We start from the raw sequence: 12876 nt of genomic DNA, 5'->3' as shown, positions 1-12876 counted from the left end.
CGGCTACAGTAAGGTCTTTGTCTTCTAAGGCTTTGTGCATGACTTTTTTGCGCCCTACCCTGCTGACGCTCGCTTGCCTGCTCGCCTCACCGGGCTTCGCCGACGACTTGCCGTCACTCGGCGACGCCAGTTCTGCCATTGTCTCACCCCAACAGGAACACCAGTTAGGGCGCGCCTGGTTGGCGATGCTGCGCAGTCAGGTATCGCAACTCAACGACCCGCAGCTCAAGGACTATGTCGAATCCAGTGTTTATCGGCTGGTTGAAACCAGCCAGGTCAGTGACCGGCGCCTGGAGTTCATCCTGATCAACAGCCCACAGCTCAACGCCTTTGCAGCGCCGGGCGGGATTGTCGGGGTCAACGGCGGTTTGTTCCTTAACGCCCAGAGCGAAGGCGAGTATGCCTCGGTGATGGCCCACGAATTGGCTCACTTGTCGCAACGCCACTTCGCCCGGGGCGTCGAAGCCCAGCAACGTATGCAAGTGCCAATGATGGCGGCCCTGCTGGCCGGCATCGTGATTGCCGCAGCAGGTGCCGGCGACGCCGGGATCGCCGCCATCGCAGGCACCCAGGCAGCGGCGATTCAGGAACAGCGTCGGTTCTCACGCCAGAATGAACAGGAAGCCGACCGCATTGGCATCGTCAATCTGGAAAAAGCCGGTTACGACCCTCGATCAATGCCTAGCATGTTCGAGCGCCTGGGCCGTCAGTATCGCTTCGACGCCAAGCCGCCGGAATTCCTGCTGACTCACCCAGTCACCGAATCTCGGATCGCCGACACCCGCAACCGCGCCGAGCAGGCCCCAAAAGGTGGCATCGAAGACTCCCTGCGCTATCAGTTGATTCGCGCACGCGTCCAGCTGATCTATGAAGAAACCCCGGGATTGGGCGCCAAACGCTTCCGCGCCTTACTTGATGAAAACCCGAAAAGTGACGTCGCGCGTTATGGCTTGGCTATCGCTCAGATCAAGGGCGGTCAACTGAATGAGGCCCGTGAGAATCTCAAGTTGCTCCTGGCCAAGGCGCCAAACGAGATCATCTACAACCTCGCTCAAGTCGATCTGGACATCACCAACAATCGCTTGCCGGACGCCCAGTCCCGGGTTGACCGGATGCTGGCCCAGTATCCCGGCAATTATCCGCTGAACCAGATGCGCGTCGATTTGTTGCTGAAACAGAACCGCACCGCCGATGCGGAGAAGGCCCTCGAAGGTCTGCTCAAGTCGCGCCCGGACGATCCGGACGTGTGGTATCAGGTCGCGGAGACTCGTGGCCTGTCCGGAAACATCATCGGCCTGCATCAGGCGCGCGCCGAATACTTTGCGCTGGTCGGCGACTATCGCCAGGCCATCCAGCAGCTGGACTTCGCCAAGCGCAAGGCGGGTACCAACTTCCCGCTGTCGTCACGGATCGATGCACGCCAACGCGAGCTGATGGAGCAAGAGCGCATGATCAAGGACATGATGGGCTGATTTGTTTCAGTCATAAAAAAACCGCCTCTTTCGAGGCGGTTTTTTTTTCAGCCAACAACCGGATTACTCAGCCAGTTTGAAGGTGATGAAGCTGGCGCGACCTTGACGCAATACTCGCATCGACACCGAACGGTTCTTCGGCAACGCCTTGGCGATTTCCGCGAACTCCTTGGTGGAGCCAATGGCCTGATTGTTCAGATGTGTGATCACATCACCCGGCTGCAAGCCGATCAGGGCAGCAGGACCGTCCTGGACTTCCTTGATCAACACACCGCCCTTGAGGTCGTAGGTTTTCTTCTGCTCGTCGGTCAATTCGACGACAGACACGCCCAAACGGTTGCTGCTGCGTTCAACGCTGGATTTAGGCAGTCCATCCAGCTCTTTGTCTTCATCCGGAATAGCGCCAACTGTCAGCGCGACATTCTTGCGCTTGCCGTCGCGAATCACTTCCAGATCAGCTTTCGCGCCTTCCTTCAATGCACCCACCAAATGCGGCAGATCCGCCGACATGACGATCGGTTGACCATTCATGCTCAGAATCACGTCACCGACCTGCAAACCGCCCTTGGCAGCTGGACCATCGTCCTGGATCTGAGCCACCAGCGCACCGGCTGGTTTATCCAGACCGAACGACTCAGCCAGATCCTTGCTCACTTCCTGAATCACGACACCCAACCAGCCACGGCTGACTTTTCCGCCGGATTTCAGCTGATTGGAAACGTCCATGGCCACGTCGATAGGGATCGCGAACGACACCCCCATGAAGCCACCGGAACGGGTGTAGATCTGCGAGTTGATCCCGACCACTTCACCGTTCAGGTTGAACAACGGACCACCGGAGTTACCCGGGTTGATCGGCACGTCAGTCTGAATGAATGGCACATAGTTTTCGTTAGGCAGACTGCGACCGACGGCACTGACGATGCCTTGGGTGACGGTGTGGTCAAAGCCGAATGGCGAGCCAATCGCGACAACCCACTGACCAGCCTTGAGGTCCTGGGATTTACCGAGTTTCAGGACCGGCAGGTCCTTGCCTTCGATTTTCAGCAACGCCACGTCAGAACGCGGATCGGTGCCAACCAGCTTCGCCTTCATTTCACTGCGGTCAGCGAGACGCACGAGTATTTCGTCGGCATCGGCAATCACATGATTGTTGGTCAGGATGTAGCCGTCAGGTGAAATGATGAAACCCGACCCCAGAGAGGTCGCTTCGCGCTGACGATCACGGGGCGATCGAGATTGAGGCGGCGGCATGCCCCGCTCGAAGAACTCGCGCAGCATCGGTGGCAAGCCTTCGAGATCAGGCATTTGCTGGTTTACTTTGCGATCCGGCAGCTTTTGCGTGGTACTGATGTTCACTACCGCAGGCGAGGCCTGCTCGACCAGCTGCGTGAAGTCAGGCAATTCGACCGCTTGCGCGGTGACCGCCTGACCGAGTAACAGCACAGTGGCAAAGATGGAAAGATAAGACTTCAAGCTTGGTATCGACATACGGCTCCCGTTACGACGAGCAGGGTTAAGCGATATGGAGCAAGGAACACCGGGAACAATACGCCGGTATTTTTGTTCCGGGAACAACAAACAAGGCCAGAGCCGAGGGGCTCTGACCTATAAAAAATTTTGGGGGATTTTGCAAACTGAAATGCTCACCAAACATTTCGATTTCAGCTCACTGCTTGGTTGCAGTAGCGTCGGTGCGCATTGAAAGCGCGATTCGTTCAGCAGTACCCAGCGGTATCTCACCGACAACGGTCACCATCATATCGCCCTGGGCCGTGGTCAAGCGCCGGGACACTGCAACGGTAGGCCCTAATTGAGTGCGGGTATCGATGACCGGGGCACCATTCAGCGGCTCGAGGAACACCGAGAAGCGCGCCAGACCATCGTCATACATCAGGCTATTGACCTGAGCTTTGGTGGCCGGGTCTTTGCGTGCGGCACTGGCAATCAGCTCGAAACCTGGGGGCAACCAGTCAGAGTGCCAAACCTGCGCCACCTTGACGGCGGAAGCCTTGTCACTTTCGAGTTTGACCGGTTTGCAATCGGCGCCTGGCTGCAACTCGCTGTCGGATGGGGCCTGCGCGGTATCCAGTCGCGTGAACTGGAAACGCTCCAACAATTGCCCCTTGTCGCTCAGCAACAAGGATTTGAGTGGCAGGCCGGTTTCTTTGTCCAGATGCAGTTCAAAACCGTAACGATGCTGGTCGCGAGGCTTCAGCGATACAATCACTGCGGGGCGACCCGCCACACGCGACTTGCCGACAACCGCAAGGTCATACCAATTCTTGAGCTTTTGTGGATCGAGTGCGCGAGCGGCAGAATTGGGAGAGTCCCCCAGTCCTGCTATCAACATGCCGCTGACGCATTGAGTATTCCCATCAATGCGCACAACTTCCTGGGCAGAGCCATCGAGCTGGAGCAACCGCTCATGGACTTTGCCATCCTGGACGCGATGCCAGATGTTGTGGGTAGAAAAACTACCGTTACGCTCGTAGACGAAAGTACCCTGAAAGCTTTGCTGTCGCTCGGCCTGGCCAAGACGGTTCAACCAGTCCTGAGCGTCATCGGCGTGGGCTGGAACAATGAACCAGCCACTGAGCAGAAGCGTAAGTAGAGGTATGGCGCGCATGATCCTCCTTAACGGTTTTCCAGGCTTGCAGCACGAGCGTAAGGCAGCGCGCTCTCAGTTCCTTTCAATGCAGCCTGTTGTGCATGTTGGCGCAAGTAACCTGGCAGACGTTGATCGTTCAAGCCTGGCTGGCCTTGCAATACGCCATTGGCCATTGGGCCGGTAGCTTCCGAGCTCTCATTATAGCCGGCCAAAACAGCAGGGCCTTTTACTTGAGGAACGGCCAGGCCAGGCTGGGTGGAGTGCTGCGCGAGTTCAACACCGGCGATCTCGTCCTGGTTGTACAGGCGAACACCCGCCAACACCGCAAGGGTCACCGAAGCTGCGACCGCCAGACGACCCAGGCTGCGCCATGGTCCACGGGAGGCTTTTGCCGGTACGGCTTCGTCAGCCAGCGCAGCAGAAACAGCCGCTGCGATGTCCAGGCGTGGAAGCAGCAGATCCTTGTGCATCACTGCCCGAGCGATCTGATAACGAGCCCAGGTGTCACGGGTTTCAACATCGTCACAGGCATTCAATACCCGACGCAATTCCAATTCGTCCGCTTCGTTATCCATCACTGCGGACAGCGATTCCTGCAGGGCTTCACGACTCATGGCGTTCCTCTCTTGGCTGTCGCCGCTGTCTTTAGTTTTCCTGCAACAACGGCTGCAGGGCTTTATCGATGGCCTCCCGGGCGCGGAAGATCCGGGAGCGCACGGTGCCCACAGGACATTGCATAACGCTCGCAATGTCCTCGTAACTCAGACCATCAAACTCACGTAAAGTTAACGCCGTACGCAAATCTTCCGGCAGTTGCTGAATGGTTCGATGGACGGTGCCTTCGATCTCATCCCGCAGCAAAGCCCGCTCTGGCGACTCGAGATCCTTGAGGCCATGATCGCCATCGTAGAACTCTGCATCCTCGGAACTGACATCGCTATCCGGCGGCCGACGGCCGCGTGAAACCAGATAGTTTTTCGCCGTGTTGATGGCGATGCGGTAAAGCCACGTGTAAAACGCGCTGTCTCCGCGGAAATTTCCTAGCGCACGGTAGGCCTTGATAAAGGCTTCCTGCGCCACATCCTGGGCTTCATGGGTGTCGTGCACAAAACGCACGATCAACCCGAGAATTTTGTGCTGGTATTTCAGCACTAGCAGATCGAAAGCACGCTTGTCGCCGCGCTGAACGCGTTCGACCAGTTGCTGATCCTCTTCCTGGGTTAGCATGAACACTCCTCGATAAGCTCGGAGGAGGCTTGCAGAACTAAACCACCAGACTTGCAAACATAGACTCGGGCTTTTCGCAAAAGTTCTCCCCCTCCAGGCAAGTTTCCTGCGGGCTCTGATTTGGCACGCACGAAAAGCGCAGCGCGAGTTGACCCGGCTGCGCGAATAATCTTGTCATCGGATTCTTCAGCAAGGATCAAACACCGATCCCGCAACGAAACCGACACTGTCCCTTGATTCAGGCAACGGTCTATTGATCTTGGCACTTTGGCAAAAGTTCCAATTATTTATAGCTGTGCTGTCCCGACATTGTGCAACCGTGCAGGGAAAAACACTGTTAAATCGACGATACAGTCTTCGTGTCGCCTAAAAGGCAGAAAATCCACCCGACGAAGCGTCCGGTATTTTCCGTCACAGTAGTTTCACAATGCCATGCTCGCTCGGGTATTGTGCCGCTCCCCTCCTCTATATACTAGTGGGCTGTGCGGCTGCCTTGACTCGCCAGTCCAGGTGCGCCAACCCCGACCCGGGTCGCTTTGAGCGGAATCCTGAAATGAGCCAACAGTTTCAACACGATGTTCTGGTAATCGGCAGCGGCGCTGCCGGCTTGAGCCTTGCGCTGACCTTGCCCGGTCATTTGCGCATCGCGGTACTGAGCAAGGGCAACCTCGCCAATGGCTCGACCTTCTGGGCGCAAGGTGGTGTCGCGGCTGTACTGGATGACACCGATACCGTTGAGTCCCATGTCGATGACACACTCAACGCGGGCGGTGGCCTGTGTCATGAAGATGCCGTGCGTTTCACCGTCGAGCACAGCAAGGAAGCCATCCAATGGCTGATCGACCAGGGCGTCCCTTTCACCCGTGATGAGCACTCGAACACAGACGATGGCGGGTTCGAGTTTCATCTGACCCGTGAAGGCGGCCACAGTCATCGGCGCATCATCCACGCCGCGGATGCGACGGGCGCGGCGATTTTCAGAACCTTGCTCGATCAAGCCGGGAAAAGACCCAACATCGAATTGCTGGAACAGCGGGTTGCGGTCGATCTGATCACCGAAAAACGCCTGGGCCTGGAAGGCGATCGCTGCCTCGGCGCCTATGTGCTCAATCGCGGCACCGGCCAGGTCGACACTTACGGCGCACGTTTTGTCATTCTCGCGTCCGGCGGCGCCGCCAAGGTCTACCTCTATACCAGCAACCCTGACGGTGCCTGCGGCGATGGCATTGCCATGGCCTGGCGCTCGGGCTGCCGGGTGGCGAACCTGGAGTTCAACCAGTTCCACCCGACTTGCCTTTATCACCCGCAGGCCAAGAGTTTCCTGGTCACCGAAGCCCTGCGCGGCGAAGGGGCGCACCTGAAACTACCCAACGGCGAACGCTTCATGCAGCGTTTCGACCCCCGGGCCGAGCTGGCGCCACGGGACATCGTCGCCCGGGCCATCGACCATGAGATGAAGCGTCTGGGCGTCGACTGTGTCTATCTGGACATCAGCCATAAACCTGAAGCATTCATCAAGACGCACTTCCCGACGGTGTACGAGCGCTGCCTCGAGTTTTCGATCGATATCACCAAACAACCGATCCCGGTGGTGCCGGCGGCGCACTACACCTGTGGAGGCGTGATGGTCGATCAACGGGGCCGCACCGACGTGCCGGGCCTGTATGCGATTGGCGAAACCAGTTTCACCGGCCTGCATGGTGCCAATCGCATGGCCAGCAACTCACTGCTGGAATGCTTTGTGTATGCGCGATCGGCGGCAGCGGACATTATTGAGCAATTGCCCCGCGTAACCATGCCGGCCCTCCTTCCCACCTGGGACGCGAGCCAGGTCACCGATTCCGATGAAGACGTGATCATTGCGCACAACTGGGATGAGCTTCGGCGATTCATGTGGGACTACGTCGGCATCGTGCGCACCAACAAACGCCTGCAACGGGCTCAACACCGCGTGCAACTGTTGCTCGATGAAATTGACGAGTTCTACAGTAACTACAAGGTCAGCCGGGATCTGATCGAATTGCGCAACCTGGCCCAGGTCGCCGAGCTGATGATCCTGTCAGCCATGGAACGCAAGGAAAGCCGAGGCCTGCATTACACCCTCGACTACCCGGACCTGTTGCCGGTCGCGCTGGACACTATTCTGGTGCCGCCCACCTACGCCGGCTGAACTTGAGCCGGACCCGCAGGCGTCGGTGCACATCCGCCGCCTGCGAATCCCGGGGCACGCAAATGGCCCTGACCCGGCGCTCGCCACTCAACCGAAATCGCAACACCACGACCAACGGTAACGCCAGGCTGTCCGGCCGCAGCTGCACCGGCTGCCATCCCCCCGCCCGACTCCATAATTGCCAGCCATCGGCATCGCGACGCAAGCCGCAGAATGCCTGCGGATGCGTCAGCAAGATTTGCCGGGGCAACAACCAGATACCGTGAGCCACGCACAGCAAAGCCCCGAGTACGCTGGTCCAGAGCGCAATAGACAGTAGAAACAGCGAACCCAGCGCGAACAGCTGAGCCAACAGATACGCCGCCAGCAACTGCCGTGAGGCATGCCAGTGGCATTCGAACGCATTACTTGGGTTGGACACGATCCAGAATCATGCGAACCATGCGCTGAAGCTCCGGATCTTCCGATTCGGTACGCTCCATGAACCAACCAAACATGTCCTGATCTTCAGACGTCAACAGGCGGACGTACAACGCTCGATCCACCTCGTTGAGCGTTGCGTAAACCTCTTTCGTGAACGGTACCAGCAACACGTCAAGCTCAAGCATGCCGCGGCGGCTGTGCCAGTAGAGGCGATTCAGTTCTACATCTTCGACCATGGAGCGCTCCTCAAATAGGCCGCAAGTATACAGGCCCGATCCTCACCGAACAGTCGGCTTTGGTCGGTCACCGACGATCCTTTGTTAACTACCCATTTCGAAGGCGCCCCCTTATGATGTCTACCAGACTTTTTACCCTGCGATGACCCATGGCCGATTTTGCTTTTTTCTGCTCCCTGTCTCACGAAGGTGTTCTCGCGGTTCGCGGCGCGGACGCTGGCAAGTTCCTGCAAGGCCAACTGACCTGCAATCTCAATTACCTGAGCGACGCCCGGTCCAGCCTCGGCGCGCGCTGCACGCAAAAAGGCCGGATGCAATCGAGTTTTCGCATCCTGATTGAAGGTGATGGTGTGCTCATGGCCATGGCCACCGAGTTGCTGGAGCCTCAACTGGCAGACCTGAAAAAATACGCGGTGTTCTCCAAGTCCAAATTGACCGATGAAAGCGCTGCGTGGGTCCGCTTCGGCATTGAGCGTGGCGAAGCGGCACTGGGCCGTCTCGGCCTTGAGCTGCCGACAGAAACCGACAGCGTTGTACGCAACGATGGTTTGATCGCGATTCGCGTCTCGCCAGAACGGGCCGAGTTGTGGGTCGCCGCCGATCAGGCCGATGCCATCAAGGGCACATTATCCGCCGACTTGAGCGAAGGCGATTTGAACCAATGGCTGCTGGGCCAGGTTCGCGCCGGGATCGGCCAGGTCATGCCGGGCACCCGCGAGCTGTTCATCCCGCAGATGCTCAACCTGCAGGCTGTTGGTGGCGTGAGTTTCAAGAAAGGCTGTTACACCGGCCAGGAAATCGTCGCGCGGATGCAGTATCTGGGCAAACTCAAGCGCCGCTTGTATCGTCTGCAACTCAGTGCCGACGAATTGCCGGAGCCGGGCATCCAGCTGTTTTCTTCGACCCATGGCAGCTCCATCGGCGAAGTGGTGATTGCCGCCCGCGCCGGGCAAAACATTGAACTCCTGGCTGTGTTGCAAGCCGAAGCAGCAGAAAGTGGGGATATCCACTTGGGGGCGCTTGAAGGTCCCTCCTTACAGCTGCTCGACCTGCCCTATGAACTGGACCGCGATCGCGAAATCCAGCAATAACGGCAGCACTTGGCGCAACACCTAGAGAAACTAAATGAGCGAGCTGGCGGAAAAGATCCAACAGGATTTGGTTGAGGCCATCAATAACGATGACCTGGTTCTGCCAACGTTGCCGGAAGTGGCCCTGCAAATTCGCAAGGCCGCTGAAAACCCGGAAGTCAGCGTCAGTACCCTGAGCAAAGTGATCGGTCGCGATACCGCACTGTCGGCGCGCCTGATCAAAGTGGTCAACAGTCCGCTGTTGCGTGCCACCCAGGAAGTGACCGATCTGCACACCGCAATCACACGCCTGGGCATCAACTACAGCTGTAACCTGGCCATCGGGCTGGTGATGGAGCAGATTTTTCATGCCCGCTCCGATGTCGTGGAGCAGAAAATGCGCGATGTCTGGCGCAAAAGCCTGGAAATTGCCGGGGTCAGCTATGCCCTGTGTCGCCGCTACACCCGGCTTAAACCCGATCAAGCCGCGCTCGGCGGGCTGGTGCACCAGATTGGCGTGCTGCCGATCCTGACCTATGCCGAAGACCATTATGAATTGTTGTCCGACCCGGTCAGCCTCAATCATGTGATCGACGAAATACATCCACTGATTGGCGAAAAACTGCTCAAAGTCTGGGAGTTTCCAAACAAGCTCGTACAAGTGCCGCGGCTATACCTGGACTTCAAACGCCACTCTGCACAGGTCGATTATGCGGACCTGGTGCAGATTGCCAGCCTGTATTGCCACAAGGATACCGACCATCCATTCGCCCGCGTCGATGTCTTGAACGTGCCGGCACTCAAGACGCTGGGCATCGACTTTGACGACAAGGTGCTGTGCGACGATCTGGAAGAAACCCGTTCGATGTTTTACTGAACATGAATGCCAGCCCCCTAGTCACAGATAGAGTGTTACTCCCCCGCAGTAAAACTCACCCGCACCTTCAACCCTGCGTGCTCTCCATCATGCAGGCTGATTTGCGCCAGATGTGCGCGGCAGATTTCTCCGACAATCGCCAACCCCAAACCTGATCCGGCGACATGCTGATTTCGCCGGTAAAACCGCTCGAACACCCGGCCACGCTCTTCAGCGGGAATGCCCGGGCCGTCATCTTCGACCTCCAGCACCGCCGGTGCGGTAACACGCAAAATCACATTGCCACCCGTTGGCGTGTGGGCCAGGGCGTTGTCCACCAGATTGCTCAGCAGTTCATTCAGCAATGTCGGCTCGCCTCGCATCCATACCGGCTCGTCTGCCTCCAGCGCCAGTGCGACGCCACGTTTGTGGGCCAGCGGTGCCATGGCCATGCCCAGCTCACGCGCCAACTGACTCAGATCCAGCAACTGCGCGCCACCCTCGGCAATCGCCCGGGCGCCATTTTCGACCCGCGCCAGAGAGAGCAGTTGGTTAGCCAGATGGGTCAAGCGATCGGTGCCCTGGGCGGCAGTTTCCAGGGTGCTGCGCCACGTGTCGGGCTCAGCCGAACGCATGCCCAGTTCCAGTCGCGCCTTGAGCGCTGCCAGCGGTGTGCGCAATTCATGGGCGGCATCGGCAATGAACTGCGCCTGGCGCTCGAACTGCTCGCGCAAACGCTCGGTAAAGTGATTGAGCGCACGCACCAGCGGCCACAATTCGCGCTGCACTTCCACCAGGGGCAGCGGCCGCAGATCATCGGGTTGTCGCTCCTCCACCGCCGTGCGCAAGCGTTCCAGCGGACGCAATGCCGCACTGACCGCAAACCACACCAACAACAACGCACCGAGCGCCAGCATGCCCAGGCGCAATAAAGTATCGGCCGCCAGACTGCGGGCCATGCTGACCCGGGCTTCATCGGTTTCCGCCACACGGATTTCCGCCATGCCGTTCATGTTCGGTTCGCTGACCGCCTTGAGCAGGCTGACGACGCGCACGTTCTGCCCCTGATACGTCGCATTGTAGAAGCGGGCCAGGGCAGGATAGTTATCGGTGCGTGGCGTACCCGGTGGCGGTGGCGGAAGGTTTTCATAACCGGAGATCAGCTTCTGGTTGATGTCGTTGACCAGATAAAAAATCCGTCCGGCGCTGTCGTAGGCAAACGTATCGAGGGCCACGTAAGGCACGTCGAGACTGAGGCTGCCGTCGCGTTCGGACAGGCCGGCGGCGATGGTCCGCGCCGACGCCAGCAAGGTCCGGTCATACGCGGTGTCGGCGGCTTCGCGGCCGTTCCAGTAAGCGCTCAATCCACTGGCCAGCATCAACACCACCAGCAACAGTGCGAGGTTCCACAGCAACCGCCAGCGCAGGCTGCTGGGCTTATGCATCGCGGCTTTCCAGCAAATAGCCGAGGCCGCGGAAGGTCACGATGGCGACCGGCTGACCGTCCAGTTTCTTGCGCAAGCGGTGCACGTAGATTTCGATCGCATCGGGGCTGGCTTCTTCGTCGAGGCCGAACACCTGGGATGCCAATTGCTCTTTGCTCATCACCCGACCAGGGCGTGCGATCAGCGCTTCAAGCACCGCTTGCTCGCGGGAGGTCAGGGTCAGCAATTCTTCACCCAGCGTGAAGCGCCGTGTTTCCAGGTCGTAGGCCAGCACACCACAGCGCTGAATACGCTCACCGCCCAACACGCTGCGGCGCAACAAGGCTTTGACCCGGGCTTCGAGTTCAGTGAGCTCAAAAGGCTTGGCCAGGTAATCGTCGGCGCCGAGGTTCAGGCCATGGACCCGATCCTTGACGTCGCTGCGGGCGGTCAGCATCAGGACCGGCAGGTTCTTGCCCCGCGCACGCAGCCGCGCCAGCACTTCGAATCCATCCATGCGCGGCAAGCCGACGTCGAGGATCGCCATGGCGTATTCCTCGCTGCCCAGCGCCAGATCGGCCGCTACACCATCGTGCAGCACATCCACGGTCAGCCCGGTGCTCTTGAGCGCCTGGGCGACACTTTCGGCGAGCTGCAGATGGTCTTCGACGAGCAGGACACGCATGGATTTTTACCTCATTCAGGGATGGTCGACGCCATTCTTTGGCGCGGAGTTTACAGCCGCATCCGCCACTGTGAAGCCTAAAAAAACGCGAAAGTCTTCTGAAAGGTTAGCGAAAGGTTAGCTCGTTAGAGTCTAGCCACGGGCAGTTTCGACTGCCGTCGCTGTTGCCACGCAGCGACCCGAAAAACGCCTCGAAGCGTTTTCGATAAATAAGAACAATAAACGGAGTAAGTCACCCATGCAGTCCTTGCAGACCCGGGCATTCGCGCCTACCCGCCTCTCCAGCGTCAGCCCTACCGTACTGGCCGGTGACACCGCCTTCCCGTATGTAGATGGTGCCGCCCCCTACCTGGTCAACTTCGTACAGATCAACGACTTTTCCGGCGCCGAAGAGCATTCCTGGCAAGCGCGTTATGACTTCGACTTCGTCAAGCTCGGCATCCCGGGCCTGAGTTTCATGAGCCGTTACGTGAGCGGTGACAACATCAAGCTCAAGAACGGCGACGAAGGCAAAGAGTGGGAACGCAACAGCGAGATTAAATATGTTGTACAAAGCGGCGCGCCCAAGGATGTCGCCGTGCGCCTGCGCAATGCCACTTACCGTTCCAACTATTCTGCTCGCGATGCCGACGAAGTGCGTCTGCTGGTGAGCTATAGCGTTGCCCTTTGGTAATTCAGCACGTCGATAACAACAACTCCCAA

The 12876-nt window shown here is 58.4% G+C and carries 12 protein-coding genes and 1 pseudogene; 5 read left to right on the top strand and 8 right to left on the bottom strand.

Features of this window, described 5'->3' with window-relative positions:
- The first annotated feature begins 38 nt into the window (after window positions 1–38).
- Window positions 39–1472 carry a M48 family metalloprotease gene (locus tag QYH43_RS21525; RefSeq protein ID WP_095060280.1) on the top strand — a complete coding sequence of 478 codons (1434 nt, stop codon included), beginning with the start codon at window positions 39–41 and terminating at the stop codon, window positions 1470–1472.
- 63 nt (window positions 1473–1535) lie between these two features.
- Here QYH43_RS21525 and QYH43_RS21520 read toward each other — a convergent pair whose 3' ends face one another.
- The 4 genes from QYH43_RS21520 to rpoE form a co-directional block, all read right to left on the bottom strand.
- Complete coding sequence (locus QYH43_RS21520; protein ID WP_095060278.1) at window positions 1536–2963, bottom strand: DegQ family serine endoprotease; 1428 nt, start codon at window positions 2961–2963, stop codon at window positions 1536–1538.
- Window positions 2964–3141: 178 nt separating this feature from the next.
- Window positions 3142–4101: a MucB/RseB C-terminal domain-containing protein gene (locus QYH43_RS21515; RefSeq protein WP_095060274.1), complete on the bottom strand. Its 960-nt coding sequence runs from the start codon at window positions 4099–4101 to the stop codon at window positions 3142–3144.
- Between the two features lie 8 nt (window positions 4102–4109).
- Complete coding sequence (locus QYH43_RS21510; protein WP_095060272.1) at window positions 4110–4697, bottom strand: sigma-E factor negative regulatory protein; 588 nt, start codon at window positions 4695–4697, stop codon at window positions 4110–4112.
- 31 nt (window positions 4698–4728) lie between these two features.
- Window positions 4729–5310 carry an RNA polymerase sigma factor RpoE gene (gene rpoE, locus QYH43_RS21505; RefSeq protein ID WP_003172477.1) on the bottom strand — a complete coding sequence of 194 codons (582 nt, stop codon included), beginning with the start codon at window positions 5308–5310 and terminating at the stop codon, window positions 4729–4731.
- Between the two features lie 553 nt (window positions 5311–5863).
- On the opposite strand from rpoE, the gene nadB reads away from it, so the two are divergent.
- Entirely contained in the window at window positions 5864–7480 is a 1617-nt protein-coding gene (gene nadB / locus QYH43_RS21500; RefSeq protein ID WP_301158045.1) for an L-aspartate oxidase, read from the top strand.
- Here the strand turns inward: nadB and QYH43_RS21495 are convergent.
- Both QYH43_RS21495 and QYH43_RS21490 read right to left on the bottom strand, forming a co-directional pair.
- Window positions 7449–7901, bottom strand: a complete 453-nt coding sequence (locus QYH43_RS21495) for a protein YgfX (RefSeq protein WP_301158044.1) — start codon at window positions 7899–7901, stop codon at window positions 7449–7451. The genes nadB and QYH43_RS21495 overlap by 32 nt on opposite strands.
- Window positions 7885–8139, bottom strand: coding sequence for a succinate dehydrogenase assembly factor 2 (locus QYH43_RS21490; protein WP_095060266.1), 255 nt, complete (start codon window positions 8137–8139; stop codon window positions 7885–7887). The genes QYH43_RS21495 and QYH43_RS21490 overlap by 17 nt, the downstream gene beginning before the upstream one ends.
- A 149-nt stretch (window positions 8140–8288) precedes the next feature.
- Here QYH43_RS21490 and QYH43_RS21485 point away from each other — a divergent pair, with 149 nt between their 5' ends.
- Window positions 8289–9230 carry a folate-binding protein YgfZ gene (locus QYH43_RS21485; protein WP_301158043.1) on the top strand — a complete coding sequence of 314 codons (942 nt, stop codon included), beginning with the start codon at window positions 8289–8291 and terminating at the stop codon, window positions 9228–9230.
- Window positions 9231–9264: 34 nt separating this feature from the next.
- Window positions 9265–10086, top strand: coding sequence for an HDOD domain-containing protein (locus QYH43_RS21480; protein WP_095060262.1), 822 nt, complete (start codon window positions 9265–9267; stop codon window positions 10084–10086).
- A gap of 35 nt (window positions 10087–10121) precedes the next feature.
- Here QYH43_RS21480 and QYH43_RS21475 read toward each other — a convergent pair whose 3' ends face one another.
- Together QYH43_RS21475 and QYH43_RS21470 are read right to left on the bottom strand one after the other, a co-directional pair.
- Complete coding sequence (locus QYH43_RS21475) at window positions 10122–11510, bottom strand: sensor histidine kinase (protein WP_095060260.1); 1389 nt, start codon at window positions 11508–11510, stop codon at window positions 10122–10124.
- The gene (locus QYH43_RS21470; RefSeq protein ID WP_007979804.1) at window positions 11503–12174 is read right to left on the bottom strand and encodes a response regulator; all 672 of its coding nucleotides are present in this window, start codon (window positions 12172–12174) and stop codon (window positions 11503–11505) included. Before QYH43_RS21470 ends, QYH43_RS21475 begins: the two co-directional genes overlap by 8 nt.
- A 301-nt stretch (window positions 12175–12475) precedes the next feature.
- Between QYH43_RS21470 and QYH43_RS21465 the strand changes: the two are divergent.
- A pseudogene (locus QYH43_RS21465) lies at window positions 12476–12847 on the top strand (OprD family outer membrane porin); the annotation flags it as partial.
- Window positions 12848–12876 lie beyond the last annotated feature (29 nt).

Source organism: Pseudomonas sp. C32 (genome assembly GCF_030417915.1).
In the GTDB taxonomy this organism is placed as follows: Bacteria; Pseudomonadota; Gammaproteobacteria; order Pseudomonadales; family Pseudomonadaceae; genus Aquipseudomonas.
This window is presented reverse-complemented; position numbering and strand designations above follow the sequence as displayed.

Coding starts and splice junctions, on each gene's coding strand:
- QYH43_RS21525 (WP_095060280.1), top strand. CDS start 39: ATGACTTTTTTGCGCCCTACCCTGCTGACGCTCGCTTGCCTGCTCGCC.
- QYH43_RS21520 (WP_095060278.1), bottom strand. CDS start 2,963: ATGTCGATACCAAGCTTGAAGTCTTATCTTTCCATCTTTGCCACTGTG.
- QYH43_RS21515 (WP_095060274.1), bottom strand. CDS start 4,101: ATGCGCGCCATACCTCTACTTACGCTTCTGCTCAGTGGCTGGTTCATT.
- QYH43_RS21510 (WP_095060272.1), bottom strand. CDS start 4,697: ATGAGTCGTGAAGCCCTGCAGGAATCGCTGTCCGCAGTGATGGATAAC.
- rpoE (WP_003172477.1), bottom strand. CDS start 5,310: ATGCTAACCCAGGAAGAGGATCAGCAACTGGTCGAACGCGTTCAGCGC.
- nadB (WP_301158045.1), top strand. CDS start 5,864: ATGAGCCAACAGTTTCAACACGATGTTCTGGTAATCGGCAGCGGCGCT.
- QYH43_RS21490 (WP_095060266.1), bottom strand. CDS start 8,139: ATGGTCGAAGATGTAGAACTGAATCGCCTCTACTGGCACAGCCGCCGC.
- QYH43_RS21485 (WP_301158043.1), top strand. CDS start 8,289: ATGGCCGATTTTGCTTTTTTCTGCTCCCTGTCTCACGAAGGTGTTCTC.
- QYH43_RS21480 (WP_095060262.1), top strand. CDS start 9,265: ATGAGCGAGCTGGCGGAAAAGATCCAACAGGATTTGGTTGAGGCCATC.
- QYH43_RS21475 (WP_095060260.1), bottom strand. CDS start 11,510: ATGCATAAGCCCAGCAGCCTGCGCTGGCGGTTGCTGTGGAACCTCGCA.
- QYH43_RS21470 (WP_007979804.1), bottom strand. CDS start 12,174: ATGCGTGTCCTGCTCGTCGAAGACCATCTGCAGCTCGCCGAAAGTGTC.